The organism is Cognatundibacterium jejuense, from assembly GCF_014284255.1.
Lineage (GTDB): Bacteria > Pseudomonadota > Gammaproteobacteria > Burkholderiales > Burkholderiaceae_D > Undibacterium > Undibacterium jejuense.
Genome location: NZ_JACOFV010000019.1, coordinates 42,261 through 62,944, shown reverse-complemented (window position 1 = coordinate 62,944; position 20,684 = coordinate 42,261). Strand labels below are relative to the sequence as shown.

Here is a 20,684-nt window from a genome sequence, read left to right as displayed (position 1 = left end):
ATAATATGCACGCTGCTTCGTATCATGGTGGTAATTCATCAAACAGACGAACCAGCGTGCATTCGGAATTTTCAATGAAATTTTCAATAGGAAATAAGTGTGACCAAGGCTTCCGCAAATTTACAAGAACGCAAACGCCGTGAATCAGAGAACAGAAAAAAGCATATTATTTCTGTGGTCAAGGCCTTGGTAAAAAAAGGCGGCGCACGTGAAATCACGATCCGTAAAGTCGCAGAAGAAGCAGGTTTTTCTACCACCATTGTGTACGCACTGTTTCATGACAAAGCCACCCTCATCACACAGGCGATGGACGAAACCTTGTTAGAACTAGTGAAGGTCATGAAAAAAGCCGCCGCGCTGACCGAAGACCCTATCGAAAAAATTAAGCATACCGGTAAAGCCTATATCAAATACGGCCTAAGCAACCCCGACGAATACGCGCTGGTCTTCATGGAACGTCGTCCGCATGCACCGGTAGAAGCGGCCGAAGTAGAACACGGGAATGTGCAACAAGATCCTTATGCGTTTGCACACAGCTTATTTGTCCAACTCAAAGATCAAGGTTTGGTCGACGGTGATGAGATGCGTCTGCACATGATGACGCAAATTTTCTGGCAAGGTATACATGGTCTGACATCAATCAATCTGGTCATGGATGAAGGTGATGAATGGACGCCCAAGCTCAATCACCAAATGCACGTCGATGCTTTACTTGATGTCTTAATGGCAGGCTTGTTACAAACCTTCCCGGCTGCACTGAAGAGTAAAAGTGTCAAATCTAACAAAACGCTGAAAAAATAAGCAGCTTGACCTTGAGACAGAATAAGACAATACTGAGGTGAGATTGCCCCAAGATCGCACTATTTTCTGAAAATAGCCTAAGATTTTCGGCCAAACCAGCACATCAAGGTATAATTCCGTACTTGTAGCCCGGTTTTCTTTTGATCGAACAGATTTTCATGTATCTGTGACTCTATCTGGACACCCCCTGGTTGTATGTTGTGGTGACCTTGACCTCGTTTCAATCTCACGCTCTGTCTTTGCTTGCTGCCTATCAGCCCAGCAGAATCAGCCTACATAACGTATCATTTTTGCACCATTGCACACTGTCTGTGCATATCACGTGCACCTAGAACCAAACTCCAACGCCCGGCAGGTGGATTTTTACCCGCTGGCATGTACCGCCTGTGATTTGTCTGGCTGTACCCACCCTTTTATGAATGTGAAAATACAATGGCAAAAGAAGAACTGTTAGAGATGAGCGGTATGGTAGAAGAAGTGCTGCCGGATTCCCGCTTTCGCGTGAACCTGGAAAATGGTCATCAATTGATCGCTTACACATCTGGCAAGATGCGTCAGCATCACATCCGCATTCTGGCGGGTGATAAAGTGACACTGGAAATGTCGCCTTATGATTTAAGCAAAGGTCGCATCACTTTCCGTCATATCGAAAAGCAAAGCGGTGGTGGCGGACAACCGCGTCGTCGTTATTAATCAGCATCGCTCATTGCCGATTCATTGTTGAATCCGGCTCGTGGATTATTGAACGATCAAGCGATGAAGCGATTATTCACGCAGCATTTGCCTGTTCACCCACTCTGCCACGGCAGACGAACTACGGAAATCTGCCACAGAACGGCAGGCGATATGTGGGTGACGGCTTTGCAGCATGCGCGATAAAGCGCTTCCTGGTCCCAATTCCAGTACCACATTCATTCCGGCTTCATCCAATGCATCCATGCATTCATGCCAGCGTATGGTCTGGGTCATCTGCGCCAGCAAGCTTTGTTTGCTCTCGGCGCTATTGACGCTCTTCATGGCATTGACGCCAGCCAATACCGGCGTTGTAATAGCTTGAAATGGTAGCTTATCCAACACCTGCTTCATTGTCGGCAAAGCATCCGCCATTAATGGCGTATGAGACGCGATATGCACTGGTAACAAGCTCAGATGCAATTGTGCAATTGCATGTTCCCGCAATGCTTGTTCAGCCTTCAGAATATCGTCACGCAGACCCGCAATGATGGCATTGGTTTCACCCGTCACAATGGCGATATACAAGTGATGAGAAAAACATATTTCCTGCAATGGTGCCAGCGGCAAACCGCTGACCGATAACATCGCATGTGCAGCCTGGGGCTTCACGCAGGATTGCATTGCTGTAGCTCTGATCGACGCCAGATGTATCGCTTGCCCGACGTCTAATTCGCCGCTGATAGCATGCGCTGACACTTCACCGACGCTGTAGCCAGCGATCACATCGGGGGGCGGCAATTCTTCACGCAAGGCCAACCAGTTCGCAAGTGTCGCCGCGACAATCAAGGGTTGTGCGAATCGGTTTTCAAACATCAGTGAGGGAGAGGCGAGCAATGCTGTTAATGGCATCCCAAAATACTGGCTGGTATCGAATTGATCCAGCAACGCGGCGACACGCGGGTTGCTGTTGGCGATGGCAAACATGTGCGCCTCTTGCCCGCCTTGCCCGGGACACAATAATGCAAACCTAGGCATACGCTGGCGGCAATGGCATTTGTTGAACCTGATAAATAAACCAGCTGGCCGCCAATAAATCAGCAGCGCCACCAGGTGAGAAACGGCGTTGAACAAATTCACGATGACAATGTTCAGCCTGAGCAAGCCAATCAGTTTGTTCTGTGCCTCCCGCAGCTAAAAAAGCGCGTGCTGATTGTCTCGAAAATTCAGCCGCAGCAACGCCGCCGCGATAATACAAATTGGTGTCGTGCATATGCGCCATCAACGCAAACAAGCTGTCGATTTGCGCTTCTGTCTGCGAGCGGCCCTGATCCAGACTTTGCATCAAACGTGGCAACGCCAACTCAAATACCGATGGAAATCCGGCCGCGGCTTCTTCACGCGCACCGCTAATGGCATAGTTTTGCGCGACTTGCAGACCATGGCTTTTTGTTTGTTGATTTGCGATAAGCTTGAGCGCGGCATTACTGTGTGCGAGTAACTCAGCCCCCCAATGTTCAAGCAACGCAGCGCGTATGTTTTGCGCTCGTAAAGCCACGCCTTGAGACAAACAACGTCCCGCTGCGGCACATAACAACCCCAGACAAAAAATGGCGCCGCGATGCGTGTTCACACCGTGCGTTGCGCGCAACATTTGTTGCTCAGCAACGATACCTAAGTTTTTTAAGGTTTGAAAATCGCCGTCACCTATTCCCGCATTCGCCATCGCCAGAAAGTAATGTCGTAAAGAAAACAAGCTGCGAAAAAACGTCGTCGCCGTCATGTCTGTATGGCTGCCATTATCACGCAAAGAAACCAGACCTGGTTTGGGATACAGCACCAATTCTGCATACAAACTGCGCAGCGCCATGATGGCAATCGGTTTGGCAAGCGCTGAGATATCAGCTGTGACCGGCGCTTTACAACTCAATGCGTGATGATGTTGGAGTTCAGATGCGGGAAGGAAAAAATTTTGCATAGAATCAGCTCGCGCTCAAGCTTTGCATGAGTTCCAATTTAGACACCAGCCTGACCTGCTGATTGTCTTTGACCAACAGTCGTTGCGTCTGACTCGATTCCAACACCAGATCAGACAACAACCATTCTTTCCACGACACCGCCTGGGATTGCGGAAAAATCACTTCGCCATCGAGTGGAATTTGCGTCTGAAATTGACGTAGCAACGCGAGGCCTTGTACCAGATGTTCCTGACTTTGCGGACGAAATAGCACATCGATATCCGATTGCTCGTTCACATAAGATTGTCCGGTCAGAAACTCAAATACAACGGAACCATAGACGCGCCAACGCACGCCAACGGCATTGCCCTCGCTATTAAACACTTTCAAGGCTGGTTGCCATTGTGGCGCAACGAAGGGGATAACCGTGCTCAGCGCCAAGCTTGGTTGATGTTCCAAAATATCTTGCGCTTTTACCCGCGCAGCGATGCGTGGCTTGCGTCCATTCACAGGTACCAGAGCAAAGCCGATGCAGACTTCATCATCGGCCGCATCGATATCACGGCGTCGAACGACAGCTGGCCATTCTTCTTGTTGCCAACGATGTAAAGCCTGTACCGTGAAGCTGGTCATCTCATCCGGTACGCGCTGCATTTGTTGGGCAAACACCGCCGCCCAGGCCTGATGAGATAACCACACCAGATCATGTCGCTGAAATTGTTCTATCTGGTCCAAGTGAGTGCTGCCTTCATCAATAATGCTCTTTGTTGGTATTAGCTGGAAATATCCTCAGATAATACGGCATCCACTACTTTTTGTGCCATCCAACGGCCGCCACGTGTTGCGCCAGTGGCAATTCTTTGATCGCTTGCATCCGCATTGGCAAACGCGGCGGCGAGTTGCGCCGCCAGATCATGCTCCCATATTGCCTGTATGCCACCCATGCGTTCGTAATTGCGCGGGCCAGGCGCAAATACCGGATTATCGATGGCCAATTCATTGAGTTTTTCTTCAGAGACTTTGGTAATTCTTGCCATCGCTGGCAATCCCATCACCCTGATCGTTGCTTGCGGCAGCGCATAACAAGCGTCTGCCATCATGCCACTGGTAATAAATCCACCCGACAAGGCTTGATCATAAACCAGCGCAATCACCTTATGCCCTGATTGCCGCGCCAATTCTATGCATTTGCCCAAATGCGCCATGTAACTGTTAATACCCAGCATTTCATCCCGATGTCGCAGCCGCTGCCCTTGCGTATCCACCATCAGCAAAATCGGTCGCTGCGGAAAATCACGTATCGTTTGCAACACAGCCTGCGCTTGTTTCAAAGCGATTTCGACACCGATAGGTGTATGTCGGCTGGTACCGATGATACAGATGGTAGTGTCACCGAGCTGTGCACTACCAGATAAAAATTCCTGATGCTCGGTGATGTTATGACCATGCGGAAAGAGTTGATCAGCGATAGTGCGCCAATATTCATCCTTGGCATCGCCACCATCCACGCTCACTTCGGACATCGTCGATGCCTCTTGAATCAGTGAAGATTTCAACTGTAATTTTGCCAGCTGTAAAAATGCATCAGCATCCAGCATGGGGATTTTTTCTGGCTCGCTGATGCCTAGCATTTTCCAGATGTCCATCGGCTCACGATAGTCGCCACATTGTGCGATGCGCTGCACCAGCATGTTTTGTTCTTGCATCAGCGTGGGCAAATCCAAAGCGACAACAGTTTTTTCCAAGAACGAGTCAATCGCTCGCCTTGCTGCCGCCTTAAATTCTGCCGTATCATCAGCGACCAGCATCTGGCAATCACCCATCAGATAACGATGTTTTCCACCAGTAGTGCGCCACACCAAAGCGCGATCTTTGGAATCAAATTCTTCTACGCCATTGGCTGTTTCTATGACCTCCGGGCCTGACATCGCAAGGCGCGCTTCTTCCGACATGACAACGATATTGGCGCAACGGGCAACAATACCCATTCCACCAAAACAACCATTGCTGCCGCCGATTAATACGATCACCGGTACGCCTGCTGCCCGCACTGCAAACACGGCTCGCATCACTTCTGACACTGCAATCAATCCCGCATTCGCTTCATGCAAACGCACGCCACCGGACTCGGCCAACAAGATCACAGCCGCAGGTTTTTCGACAACCGCACGGCGCATTAAACCGACTAATTTGGCGCCGTGAACTTCACCAACAGCACCGCCCATAAAACCACCTTCCTGCGCAGCAGCAAACACGCGCCGACCAGCAAGCGTGCCATACCCTATCACTACGCCATCGTCAAACGACACGGCGGCATTTAATTGCGGCAGATGCGGACTGGTCCATTGTTTTGCCGGCACCAGCATTTCAGTAAAATTGTCGATGACGGCATGGATGCGTTGCCGCGCTGTCGCTTCGATATAGCTATTCATTTTTTTGCTTCCAGACTCGCTTCAAGACTCGATTCTATCGCCTGATCAAGACGCAAACTCACTACCGCTGGTGTTGCCCCCATATCATTAATCGCAATCCTTACATCAGCCAATTGCCAACGTGCATGGAAGTCTTTCATGACCGCTTCCCATATTGCTGCAAAACCGATGGCCGCGGTGTTGACCTCAATTTCACACGCCGATTGCAAATCGGTCTGATTGACCAATACTTCCAGGTTGCCGGAACTCACAACACCGACTAATTGCGCTGCACTGTCCAATTTTCGTGTGCCGTTTTCAAAGCGGAATACCAGAGTTTCCATACTTTTCCTCACCAGTTTCTGAAACGTTTCGGCGGCTGATACAAACCCTCCGAGGCGCGCACCAGATCTTTCATATTTTTTGCCGCCAGCAAATCACGCGTAGCCAGCCGCTTGTCTATGCCCAGATCTTCCGGACGTTTGATGATACCGCGATCACGTAAATTCTCGACCATGCGCAGGTCTCTGCCCAAACCCACTGGCGTATAACCAGCGACACCACGAATCGCTTGTTCGCGCTCTTCATCACTGCGGCACAATAAGAGATTGGCAATGCCTTCTTCAGTCAGAATGTGACTCACATCTTCACCGTAAATCATCACCGGCGGCAATTCCATCTTAGCTTGTTGAGCGAGTTGCCAGGCATCCAATGTTTCAACAAAAGCGGGTTGCATATGTTCGCGGAAGGTTTCCACCATTTGCACCACTAATTTCTGCCCCCGTGGCATCGCGTATTGACCATCGCGGGCTTCACGTCCCGCCTTTAACCATGCAGGGCTGGCATGGCGTCGACCACGCGCATCGGCACCCATGTTGGGTGCTCCGCCAAAACCAGCGATCCGACCTAAAGTGGCAGTTGATGAATTACCTTGCAAATCAATTTGTAAGGTCGAGCCGATAAACATGTCACAGGCATAGTGTCCTGCCGCCTGACTCATGGCACGATTACTACGCATGGAGCCATCAGCACCGACAAAGAACACATCTGACCGCGCACGAATATAGTCTTCCATACCGAGCTCAGAACCAAACGAATGTACGGAGGTGACAAAGCCTGCCTCTATCGCTGGAATTAAAGCAGGATGCGGGTTCAATGCCCAATGGCTGGCGATTTTACCTTTGAGCCCTAATGATGCAGCGTAAGTCGGCAAAAGCAATTCTATGGCAGCAGTATCAAAACCGATACCGTGGTTGAGACGTTTGACTTCGTATTCTGCATAAATACCCTTGATCGCCATCATCGCCATCAAAATTTGTATTTCAGAAATCAAAGCGGGATCACGTGTGAACAAAGGCTCGATGTAATGGGGCGTTGGTGCCTGCACCACAAAATTGACCCAATCTGCGGGAATATCAATGCGCGGCAGCACATCGACCACTTCATTGACTTGTGCAATCACGATGCCCGATTTGAACGCAGTCGCTTCGACAATGGGCGGCGTATCTTCCGTATTGGGACCAGTGTACAAATTCCCATGACGATCTGCCGCTTGTGCCGCAACCAGCGCCACGCGTGGCGTCAGGTCAACAAAATAACGTGCATATAATTCAAGGTAAGTGTGAATCGCACCGATATTAAGTTTGCCAGCAGAAACCAGTTTTGCCAGGCGCCCCGCTTGTGGTCCCGAGAAAGAGAAATCGAGCTTATTGGCGATTCCTATTTCAAACACATCCAGATGCTCAGGCAAGGCGAGTACCGATTGCAACATGTGCAGACCGTGTATGCGCTGTGGATCAAGTTGCGTCAGCGCCTTAGCCAAAAAATCAGCCTGCTTCTGGTTATTTCCTTCTATGCAAACGCGGTCGCCGACTTCTAAGGTCGCATGCAGCACATCTTTTATTCTTTGCTGAGGAAATATCCTGCCTTGCAAATCGCTTCCTAAAATTTGTGCCACACGCGCCAAACGTTGCTGGCGGTTGGTTTGCAATGTGTTCCAGCGACCTTCAGAGGCCATTATTTGACTCCCATAAGACTATCTGGAAATGCTGTTGCAATTTGCGGAAACACGCATAATAAAATCACCGCCAACAGCATTAACCCCAAAAATGGCAGAACACCCCAGATGATTTCTTTCAGTGAGATATCTGGTGCAATATTCTTAATCACAAAAATGTTCAATCCAACAGGTGGATGGATCAAACCCATTTCCATCACGATGGTCATCACAACACCAAACCAGATCAAATCAAAACCGGCCTCTTTCAAAGGCGGCAAAATGATCGGGCACATCATCAAAATAATCGACACTGGCGGCAAGAAAAAGCCAAACACAACCACCATCGCCAAAATGACCGTCAACAGCAACCATTTACTCAAATGCAAAGCCACTACCCATTGCGCCGCTGACTGGCTGATGTTCAGATAGCTCATCACATACGAGTAAAGCAAAGACATACCAATGATGAACAACAGCATTGTCGATTCTTTGATCGTCGCTGAAATAAACGGTGCGATCTGACGTGGTCGCCAAACACCATACACAATCGCAATTAAACCCATCGCGAGCAGAGCGCCTAAACCTGCCGTTTCTGATGGTGTCGCATAACCGCCGTACAAAGCGACCATGACACCAATGAGTAAAATCACAAATGGTAATACGCGCGGCAGCATTTCTACTTTTTGCTTAATGCTGAAATGTTCCTTCTCAAGATAGGCCGATTGAACACCGTCTTTTTGATATGCCTCATACGCAATCGCATATTCTTTACGCGCCCGAAACACGGCGTAGCCGGCGAATAAAATCACCAATAAAACGCCTGGTCCAACACCAGCTAAAAATAAGCGTCCCAAAGATTGTTCCGCTGCCACCGCATACAAAATCATCGTGATGGATGGTGGTAACAAAATACCTAAGGTGCCACCAGCAGCAATGATTCCGGCAGCAAATCCAGGGGAATAGCCACGTCGCCGCATCTCTGGTATGCCTGCTGATCCAATGGCAGAGCATGTGGCGGGAGATGACCCTGCCATGGCAGCGAACATTGCACAAGCAAATACGTTGGCAATTCCCAGACCGCCCGGCACCTTATGCAACCACGCGTGAATGGCAGAGTACAAATCTTTACCAGCAGAAGATTTACCTATCGCTGCTCCTTTTAAAATAAACAGCGGTATCGATAACAAGGTAATCGATGCCATTTCCTCATACACGTTTTGCGTAATGGTATCGAGAGATGCCGCTGGCATAAAGAAGTACATGAAGCAACTCGCAACCACGCCCAAAGCGAATGCAATTGGCATACCTGAAAACATGACTACCAAGGTCGCGATAGCGTAAAAAATTCCTAAACTCAGAGGACTCATGCCAGCTCCTTTTTCGGTTCTTTAGCGAGCATCGCAGTCAGGATTTGCAGGACAATTTGCAAGGACAATAAGCTCATGCCAAACGCCATCATGGCGTACGGTATCCATAATGGTGGTGCAAATGTAGATGAAGTGGTCTGCCCTTCAGTCCAGGCCTCATAAAAAAGCGTCCAGGATTTCCAGGAAAAAAAACTACAAAATACAAAGCTAATCACATCCACCAATATCAACCTGATCGCATTCACTTTGGCTGGCAACAGCGAAGACAACACTTCGATACCTATGTGACCCCGATATGATTGCACGGACGCCGCTGAGAAAAAACTGACGCCAATCAGCATAAAAACGCAGGCTTCGTCTTGCCAGTCGGTGGGTGCATTAAATAGGTAACGACTGATCACAGAATACGTCAAGATCAAGGTAGCGACAAACATCGCTACCATGCAACATCGGACGATTTGTCGGTTAAGAAATGCCATACTAAGCACTAGAACCCGCAGCCATTTTTGTTGTGGTAACGCAGCTAGTTGGGCTGGCTGGATTTCGAAGCCGTGACTCATAGGAGCTTCTCCGCCAGCTTGATCAATTTGGCACAGCTTTCGTTGCGGTCAGCAAAATCTTTCCATGCTGTTGTACGCGCAATTGCTTGCCATTTTTTGACTGTCGTAGCATTCATATCGACAACTTTCGCCCCTTTTTTTTCATAGACGGCAGCTACAGCGAGATCGTCTTGTTTGGCTGATTTTATGGCGATAGCTTCCATGTCAGCACCAACACTCATGATGATGTTTTGCTGGTCTTTGCTCAAGCGATCGAACACCACTTTAGACATCATTAGTGGTTCCAACATGTACCAGTAACTTTGACCACGACCGGTGGTTAAAAATTTAGATACTTCTTCCAAACGGAATGAAATCAATGAAGTCGATGAAGTCATCGCCGCTTCCATCGCTCCCGTTTGCATGGCGGCATAGATTTCATTGGAAGGCAAAGAAACCACAGCAGCACCAGCGGCTTTTAAGACCAAATCAACTTCCCGGGAACCACCACGGATCTTCATTCCCTTTACGTCGTCCGGATCGACGACCGCTTTGGTACGTGACGCAACACCGCCCGCCTGCCAGATCCAGCTCACAATAACGATGCCTTTTTCTTGCAAAATACGGCTCAATTCTTTGCCTACTTCAGCATTTTTCCAGGCCGCACCCACTTCATAAGAAGGTACCAGACCTGGCATAAGCCCAATATTTACTTCAGGCACTTCGCCGCCAGCATAGGACAACGGAACCAGAGACAAGTCGAGCGCCCCTTTGCGCATGGCAGAAAATTGCGCATTGGTTTTCATTAACGATGAACCGGGATAAATCTCAAATTTCAAACTGCCATTGCTACGTTTTTCAACTTCAGCGGCAAATTGTCGGCAGATGCGATCTCGGAAATCACCACTGTCGGCAGTTCCGCCGGGAAATTGATGCGATATTTTCAATAGCTGATTTTGTGCCCACACCTTGGCTGGCAACATGGCAGCTAAAGGTGCGAGGCTCAAAGCTTGCAATAGATTTCTCCTGCCAGCTTTTGGAGTTTGAGTGTCGTTGCTGGTGCTTTTAGCAGCAACGCAGCCAGGACGTGTGCGATTTGAAATAAACATGTTGTCTCCTAAGTTTATTGTTTTAAAACTTATGCGGGAGCGATTCTGTGATGCTCCTCTACTGTTATTGACCGAACTTTGATCGCCTTGACTGCTGAAGTATGAGGTCTGTACTTTACTTCTATGCAAGCTTTTACATCGTCGATGCAATTTGATGTTGTTCGTGTTTTCGCTATTCTTGTATACAAGATCGTTTATTTTGCATTCAAAGTCAACATTAATATATACTGAAAAAACTTAATAGCCGTTTGTTTGGGAATATCAGTATGAAAAACCGCTCTGCCAGCCTCCGTGAAGAAATCGAAGAAATGATCGCGATGGGACAGTTACAACCAGGACATCACCTTGACGAAACTGAACTGGCAAGCCAATTTGGCGTCTCACGTACACCCATTCGTGAAGCACTGATACAGTTGGCTTCGATGGGGATTATCGATATGCGACCGCGTCGTGGTGCTCAGGTCGCTACGGTTAGTCCGCAACAATTGGTGGAAATGTTTGAAGTGATGGCTGAATTTGAGGCCATGTGTGGCCGTATGGCTGCCAGACGTATGAGCAACGAAGAGATGCAAGCCTTGCAATCTGCGCATCGTGCCTGTAAGGAAGCAAGTGAAAGTGGCGACAGTGACGATTACTTTTATCAGAATGAGTTATTTCATCAGCTGATTTATCAAGGTAGTCACAATGAGTTTTTGTCAACGCAGGCGATGAATCTGCATCGGCGCCTACGTCCTTACCGACGTTTGCAGTTGCGTGTTCGTGACCGCGTCAAAATGTCCTTTCATGAACATGATCAAGTTGTCGCTGCAATCATTGCTGGCGATGGGGAACTGGCAGCGCAAATGCTGCGTGGGCATATTATTATCCAGGGTGAACGATTTGCCGATCTGATCGCGTCCATGAAAAAGCTCAGTGCTGCCACTTAAGATAATCGTTTAGCTCGGGCCTAGCGGTCAATGAGCCGGTGCTTTCTGTCGTTCCGAATCAAAAAAGTATGTAGTTCGTTTGCGAGGGCTCAGATAATCGTAAACTTCTGCCGATAACTGCGCAGGCTTGAGACTTTCACTGATTTCCAGGATAGGCTCATGTTCGAGATCGAGAATGATCGCCTCACTTTTTGGCACGCCTGGATCGTAAATTAAGACGCTAGGCCGTAATGGCTTGCCGGAATTTACCGCGACAACCATACCTAACGTAGCATCAGAGAGCTTGACGATGGTTCCCGGCGGGTAAATGCCCATGCTGCGGATAAACAGATTCAAGACAGCGGGATCAAACTGCTTACGCATTTTGCCAAACATATACGACATCGCCTCATGCGGGCTCATAGAATCAGCATGATTTGGGCGATTACACAAATTATCGTAGGTATTGGTCACTGCCACGATACGGGCTAACGGAGAAATTTTATCGCCACGTAAAAAACTTGGATAACCGCTGCCATCCGCGTATTCGTGATGTTGTGTGATGATATCGACGATAGGCTTTGACAGTCCTAACTTTTCTGCAATTTGTTGACCGTAATGACAGTGTTGTTGCAACAGATTTTGTTCTGCACGTGTCAATTCAAAAGTCTTATTGACGATGCGATCCGGAATTTCTATCTTGCCGATATCGTGAAACAAGCAACCCATTCCCAATAATTTAATATCTGCGGCAGAAAAGGATAATTCCTTAGCGACCATCATGGTAAGCACTGCCGTGTTCAATGAATGGTAATACGTTTCTTCACCAACAATTTTATCGTTCATTAAGTGAATGGCAATGTCTTTATCGACCAGCAGCGAATCGACCATTTGTTGAATTAATTCGTCTGCCTGTCTAACTGATTCTTGCGGTCTGGCGAAGAGATTTTTTGTGATATTTTTGAGTGTGCCTGCCGCTTTGAGTAGCTGCTTTTCGCATTCAGCAATGGCTGCGCGCTCTTTGATCAAGCGCTCTACTCTCGCACGTTTTTCTTTGATTTTTTCTTGTTCCTCTGGTGTCACAATGGCGACGGCTGTACTAGCTTCTGGCTGACCAGGCGTGCGCGGAACAGGAGGAAGTGGGCGGCAATCGGACTTAGATGGATTGACGCGAATCGTCTTCAGGCCTAACTGTTTGAGTGCAACGATCTCTTGCTCAGTTTTAATTTTAAAACTATTTAAAGCAAACGAATGATCAAGCCAGGAAACATCCAGATGAACGTATAAACCTATGCATAACTGCTCTACAGGGACATTAACGGTAATAGGTGTTGCACACATGGTTTGGCGTTATAAAAAACGAGATACCTATTTTAACAGTCTGACCTCAAATGTTTTGCGTAATTCGCACCGAGCGAGCTCAGGCAAAAACACGATACAGCAAGCTAGATGCAACGCCTGACAACAAAAGGATAAAAATGATTTGCACTATCTGAGCAGGCAGATAGCTGACTATTCTACGTGCAAGCATAGTTCCGGCCACCGTGGTCGCGACAAAAATTGCAGAAAGCTGCAATGGTAATTCGGCACCATTCATCAAAGCCGAACTCACACCTATCATGCCTACCAGCGAAATCACAAACAAGGACGTCGCAACCGCGCCTTGTATGCTGACATTCGTAAAATGACGCAACATCGGAACAATAATAAATCCACCACCAACACCCAATAAGCCCGAACTCAGACCCGCAATGCTGCCAATGCCTGCAATCACCGCTGCTGTTTTAGGTGTCCAGTCAAAACGCCCGGTATTGGCGTTAATGTTCGCCAGAGTATTTCTTTCGTGCTCATTCGCCCCGTGTTGACGTATCTGTATAAAAAGTCGTGTCGCCACCAGCAGCAATATCATCGCAAAACTCAGCATCAGCCAGTATTGGGAAATGCGGTGAGCAATATGTACCCCTAACCAGGTTGGAAAACTTCCCGCCAGAGCCATCACAAAGCCAGCGCGGTAACGGACTAGCTTTTTACTAAAACCTTCGATAGCTCCTATCATGGCCCCAACGGTCACCGCCAACAAAGCGACTGGCATTGCCTGCTGCATTGTCCAGCCCTGGCTATAAATGAGCGCAGGTACCGCCAAAATGCCCCCACCAGCGCCAGTCAAACCCATCACAAGCCCGACGACGCTCCCAGCAATGATGATCAACAACATTGTCAAAGACAACACTAGCAACCCCTTATATCAAAAAACACATAAGCTTATTCGAATAATGCATAATAATGCGATTTCGTTGCAACGACAACGCTTTACCACTTAAGCTTGCCTTGTCTAGAAATTTTGCTAATTGTTGCGAATTTTCTGATCTATGACACACAAATGGAAAGCAATGTTCGTTACCCGAAAACATTGAGCCAAATTTTTCGAGACTACGCTTATGAATCCAATCATTGAAAGTTTGTTTGATCCGCACACCAGCACCGCAACACATATCGTGTATGACGAGGAAGGTGGACATGCGGCGGTAATCGACCCGGTGCTTGATTACGATCCCAAATCCGGCAAAACGCATACTTTAAATGCAGACAAAGTCTTAGATTTTTTGCGCACTCGACGTTTAAATTTAGCATGGATTTTAGAGACACATGCGCATGCTGATCATCTATCCGCAGCACATTATCTGCGCCAGCAAGCGGGTGGAAAAATTGCCATTGGCGAACACATCGATCAGGTTCAGGAGGTGTTTAAAAAAATATTCCATCTGGAACCGGAATTCACTACCGATGGATCGCAATTTGATATTCTGTTCAAAGACAATGAAATTTTTTCGATAGGAAAACTCACTGCCAGAGCAATTTCCCTACCCGGTCATACGCCCGCAGATATGGCATACCAGATTGCAGATACCGTGTTCATTGGTGACACCATGTTTATGCCAGACGTGGGCACCGCACGTTGTGACTTCCCAGGTGGCGATGCGTATCAGCTATTTTCATCGATACAAAGATTACTCGCACTTCCAGCCGGTACCCGGCTGTTTTTGTGCCACGACTATCCACCAGCAGGGCGTTTACCTGTTTTGCAAACAACGGTGGCGGAACAAAAGGCACATAATATTCATGTACATGACGGCGTGACTCAAGACGCGTTTGTCAGCATGCGGCAAAAACGTGATGCTGGACTGGACATGCCGGTTTTATTGCTGCCTGCGATACAGGTCAACATCCGCGCTGGCCAATTTCCCGAGCCAGAAAGCAATGGTGTGAGTTATTTGAAAATTCCGTTGAATCAGCTTTGAGTTGAGGCAAATTAGTGCACAGCTGGTGCAAGCGTGTGGTCGATTGTTCGAAATGTTCGAAATGTTCGACAGGTTTAAACTGCTATTATTGAAGCTCATGTTTTAGCTATAGTATCTACAACACCAACCGCACTCCGCCACGTGCACTTTGACGACTCTGCATAAATTCCTCAAATTGCGGCGCAGGCAAAGGCTTGGAGAAATAGTAACCTTGAACTTCTGCGCATCCCTGCTGACGCAAAAACTCCAATTGCTCAAAGGTCTCAACACCCTCAGCAATCGTCTTCAAGCCCAAACTATTAGCCATACCGATCACGGCACTCACAATCGCTTTATCTTCAGGATCAGTATAAATATCGCGTACAAAGCTACGATCAATTTTAAGTTTATAGACGTTAAATTTTTTCAAATAACTCAGGGATGAATATCCAGTCCCAAAATCGTCGATCGACATTCGTACCCCGCGCTCATACAACTGCTTGATGATACCAATAGCGCCTTCCGGATCGTGCATGGCGACACTTTCGGTCAGTTCTAATTCTAAAAACTCAGCCTTCAAATCCGCTTCTTGTAAAATTCGCGTCACAGTATTTGGCAAATCTCCATGGCGGAACTGCACAGCTGATAAATTAACGGCGATACGTAAACCATAAAAGCCAAGCTGATGCCAGGATTTCAGTTGTGTCACGGCTGTACGGATCACCCATTCACCTATGTTTAAAATCAGCCCTGTCTCTTCTGCAACCGATATAAATTCATCAGGAGAAATATTGCCCATTTCAGGATGATGCCAACGTAACAGCGCTTCTACGCCTATCACATCTTCACTGGCTATCGATACTTGCGGTTGATAATGTAAAGAGAGCTGTTCCTTTTCCAGCGCATAGCGTAAAGCGTTGACCAGTTCAAGATGACGTGCGGAGCGTGCTTGCATTTCCGGAGTGAAAAAGCGATAAGTGTTGCGTCCCTCGCGCTTTGCCCGGTACATCGCCGAATCAGCATTCTTGGATAAAGTTTCGAGGTCTTTGCCATCTTCAGGGAACACTGCAATCCCCATCGATGTCGTAATATTGAGTTCAATTTCTCCGATGCGGTAAATCGCATTGACGATGTGCATTAATTTTTGCACAACCGCCTCGACACCATGACTATCAATGCCCGGTAATAAAAGAACAAATTCATCGCCACCTAAACGTGAAATAGTATCTTCAGCACGCAAACTGCTTACCAAACGTTTCGATAATTCGACCAGCAAAGCATCACCAAAGCTATGTCCCAAGGAATCGTTGATGTCCTTAAAATGATCAATGTCAAAAAACACTACCGCCAAAGGCTCTTTCGAACGCACAGCGCGGCCAAGCGAATAACGCGCGCGTTCTTCTAGCAAAGTCCGGTTAGCGATTCCTGTCAGGGCATCAAAATGTGCCAGATATTGTATCCGTTCCTCGCTGCGTTTTTTTTCAGTAATATCTTCTTGTACAAATAAGAAATGTCTTATTTGTCCTGCCTCGTCCCGAATTGGAGACACCTGAATAAAATCGGTGTGCTCACTACCTAAACGATCAAAATGCGTTAACTCTGCATGCCAGTTTTCGCCGCGGCGCAAAGCTTTCAGCATCGTTTTATAACTTGATTTAGAAGTTCGATCGCTTTGATTTAAATATGGTCGTTTGCCGATGACTTCATGCAGCGTTTTACCGCTGCTTGTTAAGAATGCGGCATTCACATATTCAATTTTGGCGTGACCGTCTGTAATAATAATGGCATTGGAACTCTGCTCGACAGCTTGTGAAAGCTTACGTAATTTATTTTCAGATTGTTTACGTTCAATGGCAATCGCAATAAAATGCGCCGCCATTTGCAGTAGATGCAAATGGAATTCTTGTGGAATCGCCGCTGCTCTGTGATAAATCGCAAAGGCGCCCAGTGCTTTGTTTAATGAAGACAAAATTGGTTCTGACCAGCATGATCCCAAACCTGCTTGTTCAGTCAATGATTTATAGGGCTCCCAGAACGGGTGAGTCGTAAGATCTACCGCGATGGTTCTTTGGCCGGTAGCAATCGCATTGCCGCAAGAACCTACGCCTGGGGCGATCGCCAGTCCATCAATCGCTTGACAGTAAAAATCCGGCAAATGGGGGGCAGCGCCAAGTTTCAAACACTTTCCATCTTCGCTCGCCAGCATGATGGAACAAATACTGTCAGGGATAATTTTTTCCAGTTCCAGCACCACGTCCCTCAAAATCTCTGCCAGGGATAAGCTACTGTTAATTTTTTCCAGCATAAAGCTACGTAAGCCTTCTGCCTTGCGGGATTGCTCGTTTGTCCGTTCCAGTTCAAAGCGAGTTAAAGCATGGCTGATATCCATCGTCATTTCTAACAACAACTGGCGCGAAGCTTCATCAAAGGCATTGATTCTGTCCAAAAATAAATTAAAGGTACCGACGACGTTACCATTTTTATGTAAAGGTAAAATGGCCATCGATTGCCAACCATGACGCGCACCGCGTTCATACCAATGAAAACTTGCGACATCCTGTACAAAATTTTGACACCACATGGGTTCGTTATTGATCAGCACGCAGGAAATCGGACCTAACTGGCCATTGCTATCTGGTTTGCGCGAGATAGTCAGCCCTTCGATATATTCCTTCCCGTCAACACCATAATAGGCAACAGGAACAAACTCTTGCGTATCTTGCTTGATGATGCCTATCCAGGCCATTTTCATACCGCCATAGGCCACCGCACTATGGCAAATTTTTTCAAACAGATCCTGCTCAGAGTGACTACGAACGATGGCCTGATTACACTGACTTAATGCATTGTACAAACCTGTTAAGCGGCGATTCTTCTCGTTGATATCTTCGTGCTTCTCTTCAGAGATGGCTAATTTATGTTGAGTCAATGCGATCCAGGCTTTGATACTAGCTTCTTGCCTTGGCTCGACTTGAATTACTTGTGCAAAATTGCCGCTGCCAATTTGTGCCAGTAAGGAGTAAATTTCTTCTAAAGGTGCGCCCAGTGTTTCACTTAAAGCACGTTGCGCGCGCCACAACAAAGACAGAAATAGGAGACCGAAAAAAATGAAACACAGCCTGAGTCGAGAGTTTAAGGTTTGCGCATCATGAAGTAAATCTGCAGTGCGCATATCCATAAAGTGATAGGCGTCATCGATAGAATGCATGATGGAAGCTTTTGCATGTTGATACGATTCGTCATATAACAACTTCCTTGCTTCTTCGCGACTGACTTGATCTTTATCACCAGCCATTTCAAACAAGTGCATTGCTTTGCGCTCTGTTGCAGTGAGCGCATCAGATTCTTTTTTTGCTTCGGCTACCTTAGCGAATTCTGCCTCAGTAAAGCCGACCTGACGCATCAAATCGAGCATAGAAATTGTTTTACCACCTTGAAAACGAGTAACTGGTGTACTCATTTCCTGTTGCTCTTTCTCAGACAAAATTTCCCAATAGTTGGCTCGATTGGTAGCGGGACGCGGGCGTTTACCATCTCGAATATTAAGTATCTCCTGATAGTAACGCGGAAATCGACTGTCGCCAGTAGCAATATAGCTACGCGCCATACGGGTCAGGTCGTTGGATGATTGTCGTAGTTCTTCAGACAGAATATAGGACTCAAAGCGCAGATCTTTTGCATGCTCAACTTCTGCAGCAGAACGTACATAAAAGATTAACATCAGTGCAAATGCCAGCATGACAAGCAACAGCCACCAAAAACTTCGGGTATAGGCGGACAAGCTACGATGCGTCGGTATAAGTTTCACTTAAAAACCTTCTATTTCACATAGAAAAAACTCAGACTTCTTTAGGATAAATACGTACCAGAATAATTCTCGGACCGTTCATTCTTTTAACGACAGCATCAAACTTTTCGAATTCAACTTTTTGCCCTTCAACTGGCAAATCGCCCAATTTTTGCATAATCAGGCCGCCTATCGATTCGACCTCGTCGCTATCAAGATCAAAGCCCAGAGCCATGCCCAAAGTATATAAAGGCAAACTTCCCTTTCCTATCAAGGTACCATCATCTAACAAGGTCCAGTCATTTTCATTTTGACGGAATTCATCCCGAATCTGTCCGACCAAAGCACTTAGCAAATTATCCAAAGTCAAAAAGCCGACTGGCCTGCTTCCTTTGTGGCCGACAATAGCAAAATGCGGTGCACCCTTGCGAAAACGGCGGAACAATTCTAAGGCGGGCATATTTGGCGGCACATATTCAACCTGACGCAAGTGCTTGCTCAGATCATCCAGCTTTTTGCCTGCCAGTTGCGCCAGAAATAAATCTTTCAGGTGCAACATACCCAATACCGTTTCTTCATCTTCATCGAAGTAAGGATAGCGGCTGAAACGATTTCTGGTTGCCGTACTCATGTTTTCTTCCAGGCTCATGCCCTTATACATGGCGGCCACTTCATTGATAGGACGCATCAGGTCTGAAATCTCCAGGCCACCAAAATCGAGCACCTGCGCCATGATGCTCCACTCATCGCGGGTTTCTTTGTTGCCGGTATGACTACCACGTAAGATCAGCTTTAATTCTTCCGGAGAATAATGGCTGTCGCTGCCATGTGCGACATCCAACCCAACCCATTTCAACACTTTGTTCGAGCTGTAATTGAGCATCCAGATAGCCGGATACATGACCCAATAAAACGCGTACAAAGCTGGCGCTGTCCATAATGAAACGCGCTCAGGCATCCGGATCGCCATCGATTTTGGTGCCAATTCACCGACCACGATGTGTAAAAACGAAATCACAAAGAAAGCAAAGAAAAAAGACACTCCGTGAATAATTTCCACCGAGGACACTTTCAACAAATCAAAAATAGGCAATAACAACCTGGCAAAAGCGGGTTCACCGATCCAACCGAGCCCAAGAGACGCGAGCGTAATACCTAATTGACACGCCGACAGATAGGTGTCGAGATGTTGATGTACTGTGACTAACAAACGACCACGCAAACCCGAGGTTTTGGCAATGCTGCGCACACGAGTCTGACGTAACTTGACCAGACCGAACTCAGCGGCAACAAAAAAACCATTTAACAACACCAGTAAAAGCGCGGCAACGACCAGAAAAAAATTTTCCAACATGAAACCCTAGTAGTAAACATCACAACACTTTAGACTAATTTAAAGCATCATGCACATTCTTACGCCGATGCAGATCAAACCATGGAACGTTGAGTAGCATTTTATGGTCACATTGTTTCACTGTCATAACAAGTTAAGTTTTTTACAAATTCGTCCCCATATGAGCTTAATTGTGAGAATGAAAAGCGTTGGGCAGCAAGTACAATCATTGTCGGATAATGATTCCAACTGTTTGTCACGGCTTTTACGCTCTGCAATTTGATTTACATTGCTAAAATTTGGAAAAAAATTACATTTGCAGTTAATTATGTTTTTAAGAGACAAACGTCGCGCTCGCTAGCGGGTAGTGTCAAGGATGGGTTGAGGCAGTATGAGAAAAAATGCTGTTAGTCTCTCATGATTTTTATCTCTCGGTTCACCAACCACCCTCATCCCTACCCCTCTCCGGCATGCGCGAGAAGGGCTCAACGTACGGCAAGGAGCCATAACGCAGCAGGAACGGCT

Annotated in this window: 17 protein-coding genes and 1 pseudogene; 4 read left to right on the top strand and 14 right to left on the bottom strand. The window is 47.2% G+C overall.

The features are described 5' to 3' along the window. Window positions 1–99: 99 nt before the first annotated feature. Both H8K32_RS17750 and infA read left to right on the top strand, forming a co-directional pair. On the top strand, window positions 100–801 hold the full coding sequence (locus H8K32_RS17750; protein ID WP_343068061.1) for a TetR/AcrR family transcriptional regulator: 702 nt from the start codon (window positions 100–102) through the stop codon (window positions 799–801). A gap of 432 nt (window positions 802–1,233) precedes the next feature. Then, the gene (infA, locus tag H8K32_RS17745) at window positions 1,234–1,494 is read left to right on the top strand and encodes a translation initiation factor IF-1 (RefSeq protein WP_186913897.1); all 261 of its coding nucleotides are present in this window, start codon (window positions 1,234–1,236) and stop codon (window positions 1,492–1,494) included. Window positions 1,495–1,566: 72 nt separating this feature from the next. On the opposite strand, the gene H8K32_RS17740 is transcribed toward infA, so the two are convergent. From H8K32_RS17740 to dctP, 10 genes and pseudogenes are all read right to left on the bottom strand, one after another. Beyond that, the gene (locus tag H8K32_RS17740; protein WP_186913896.1) at window positions 1,567–2,511 is read right to left on the bottom strand and encodes an ACP S-malonyltransferase; all 945 of its coding nucleotides are present in this window, start codon (window positions 2,509–2,511) and stop codon (window positions 1,567–1,569) included. Continuing rightward, a complete protein-coding gene (mdcB, locus tag H8K32_RS17735) occupies window positions 2,504–3,451 on the bottom strand; it encodes a triphosphoribosyl-dephospho-CoA synthase MdcB (protein ID WP_186913895.1) in 948 nt (315 codons plus the stop codon). The genes H8K32_RS17740 and mdcB overlap by 8 nt, the downstream gene beginning before the upstream one ends. Window positions 3,452–3,455: 4 nt before the next feature. Next, entirely contained in the window at window positions 3,456–4,166 is a 711-nt protein-coding gene (gene mdcG / locus H8K32_RS17730; RefSeq protein WP_186913894.1) for a malonate decarboxylase holo-[acyl-carrier-protein] synthase, read from the bottom strand. A 38-nt stretch (window positions 4,167–4,204) separates the two neighbouring features. Further along, window positions 4,205–4,954 (bottom strand): biotin-independent malonate decarboxylase subunit gamma, encoded by a 750-nt coding sequence (gene mdcE, locus H8K32_RS17725; protein WP_186913926.1) that lies wholly within the window; start codon window positions 4,952–4,954, stop codon window positions 4,205–4,207. A 39-nt stretch (window positions 4,955–4,993) separates the two neighbouring features. Then, window positions 4,994–5,863: pseudogene (locus H8K32_RS17720) on the bottom strand (biotin-independent malonate decarboxylase subunit beta); the annotation flags it as partial. Then, a complete protein-coding gene (gene mdcC / locus H8K32_RS17715) occupies window positions 5,860–6,186 on the bottom strand; it encodes a malonate decarboxylase acyl carrier protein (RefSeq protein WP_186913893.1) in 327 nt (108 codons plus the stop codon). The gene mdcC and the pseudogene H8K32_RS17720, both read right to left, overlap by 4 nt. A gap of 8 nt (window positions 6,187–6,194) precedes the next feature. Then, complete coding sequence (mdcA, locus tag H8K32_RS17710) at window positions 6,195–7,859, bottom strand: malonate decarboxylase subunit alpha (RefSeq protein WP_186913892.1); 1,665 nt, start codon at window positions 7,857–7,859, stop codon at window positions 6,195–6,197. Beyond that, window positions 7,859–9,208: a TRAP transporter large permease gene (locus H8K32_RS17705; RefSeq protein WP_186913891.1), complete on the bottom strand. Its 1,350-nt coding sequence runs from the start codon at window positions 9,206–9,208 to the stop codon at window positions 7,859–7,861. The genes mdcA and H8K32_RS17705 overlap by 1 nt, the downstream gene beginning before the upstream one ends. Next, a complete protein-coding gene (locus H8K32_RS17700; RefSeq protein WP_186913890.1) occupies window positions 9,205–9,768 on the bottom strand; it encodes a TRAP transporter small permease in 564 nt (187 codons plus the stop codon). Before H8K32_RS17700 ends, H8K32_RS17705 begins: the two co-directional genes overlap by 4 nt. Continuing rightward, a complete protein-coding gene (dctP, locus tag H8K32_RS17695) occupies window positions 9,765–10,730 on the bottom strand; it encodes a TRAP transporter substrate-binding protein DctP (RefSeq protein WP_246447461.1) in 966 nt (321 codons plus the stop codon). The genes H8K32_RS17700 and dctP overlap by 4 nt, the downstream gene beginning before the upstream one ends. A 392-nt stretch (window positions 10,731–11,122) precedes the next feature. Between dctP and H8K32_RS17690 the strand changes: the two genes are divergently transcribed. Beyond that, complete coding sequence (locus H8K32_RS17690; RefSeq protein WP_186913888.1) at window positions 11,123–11,782, top strand: GntR family transcriptional regulator; 660 nt, start codon at window positions 11,123–11,125, stop codon at window positions 11,780–11,782. Between the two features lie 27 nt (window positions 11,783–11,809). Here the strand turns inward: H8K32_RS17690 and H8K32_RS17685 are convergent, their stop codons facing one another. Together H8K32_RS17685 and H8K32_RS17680 are read right to left on the bottom strand one after the other, a co-directional pair. After that, entirely contained in the window at window positions 11,810–13,102 is a 1,293-nt protein-coding gene (locus H8K32_RS17685; RefSeq protein WP_186913887.1) for an HD-GYP domain-containing protein, read from the bottom strand. Window positions 13,103–13,181: 79 nt separating this feature from the next. Next, complete coding sequence (locus H8K32_RS17680; protein WP_186913925.1) at window positions 13,182–13,976, bottom strand: sulfite exporter TauE/SafE family protein; 795 nt, start codon at window positions 13,974–13,976, stop codon at window positions 13,182–13,184. Window positions 13,977–14,199: 223 nt separating this feature from the next. On the opposite strand from H8K32_RS17680, the gene H8K32_RS17675 reads away from it, so the two are divergent. Beyond that, window positions 14,200–15,060, top strand: a complete 861-nt coding sequence (locus H8K32_RS17675; protein WP_186913886.1) for an MBL fold metallo-hydrolase — start codon at window positions 14,200–14,202, stop codon at window positions 15,058–15,060. Between the two features lie 115 nt (window positions 15,061–15,175). On the opposite strand, the gene H8K32_RS17670 is transcribed toward H8K32_RS17675, so the two are convergent. After that, window positions 15,176–18,847 carry an EAL domain-containing protein gene (locus H8K32_RS17670; RefSeq protein WP_186913885.1) on the bottom strand — a complete coding sequence of 1,224 codons (3,672 nt, stop codon included), beginning with the start codon at window positions 18,845–18,847 and terminating at the stop codon, window positions 15,176–15,178. A gap of 31 nt (window positions 18,848–18,878) precedes the next feature. After that, the gene (locus H8K32_RS17665; RefSeq protein WP_186913884.1) at window positions 18,879–20,177 is read right to left on the bottom strand and encodes a hemolysin family protein; all 1,299 of its coding nucleotides are present in this window, start codon (window positions 20,175–20,177) and stop codon (window positions 18,879–18,881) included. Between the last annotated feature and the right edge of the window lie 507 nt (window positions 20,178–20,684).

What these genes read in the sequence shown, in the direction of transcription:
- H8K32_RS17675 (WP_186913886.1), top strand. Translation starts at nt 14,200, where the DNA reads ATGAATCCAATCATTGAAAGTTTGTTTGATCCGCACACCAGCACCGCA.
- H8K32_RS17705 (WP_186913891.1), bottom strand. Translation starts at nt 9,208, where the DNA reads ATGAGTCCTCTGAGTTTAGGAATTTTTTACGCTATCGCGACCTTGGTA.
- infA (WP_186913897.1), top strand. Translation starts at nt 1,234, where the DNA reads ATGGCAAAAGAAGAACTGTTAGAGATGAGCGGTATGGTAGAAGAAGTG.
- H8K32_RS17690 (WP_186913888.1), top strand. Translation starts at nt 11,123, where the DNA reads ATGAAAAACCGCTCTGCCAGCCTCCGTGAAGAAATCGAAGAAATGATC.
- mdcC (WP_186913893.1), bottom strand. Translation starts at nt 6,186, where the DNA reads ATGGAAACTCTGGTATTCCGCTTTGAAAACGGCACACGAAAATTGGAC.
- mdcE (WP_186913926.1), bottom strand. Translation starts at nt 4,954, where the DNA reads ATGTCCGAAGTGAGCGTGGATGGTGGCGATGCCAAGGATGAATATTGG.
- H8K32_RS17685 (WP_186913887.1), bottom strand. Translation starts at nt 13,102, where the DNA reads ATGTGTGCAACACCTATTACCGTTAATGTCCCTGTAGAGCAGTTATGC.
- H8K32_RS17740 (WP_186913896.1), bottom strand. Translation starts at nt 2,511, where the DNA reads ATGCCTAGGTTTGCATTATTGTGTCCCGGGCAAGGCGGGCAAGAGGCG.
- mdcA (WP_186913892.1), bottom strand. Translation starts at nt 7,859, where the DNA reads ATGGCCTCTGAAGGTCGCTGGAACACATTGCAAACCAACCGCCAGCAA.
- H8K32_RS17700 (WP_186913890.1), bottom strand. Translation starts at nt 9,768, where the DNA reads ATGAGTCACGGCTTCGAAATCCAGCCAGCCCAACTAGCTGCGTTACCA.
- dctP (WP_246447461.1), bottom strand. Translation starts at nt 10,730, where the DNA reads ATGTTGCCAGCCAAGGTGTGGGCACAAAATCAGCTATTGAAAATATCG.
- mdcB (WP_186913895.1), bottom strand. Translation starts at nt 3,451, where the DNA reads ATGCAAAATTTTTTCCTTCCCGCATCTGAACTCCAACATCATCACGCA.
- H8K32_RS17680 (WP_186913925.1), bottom strand. Translation starts at nt 13,976, where the DNA reads ATGTTGTTGATCATCATTGCTGGGAGCGTCGTCGGGCTTGTGATGGGT.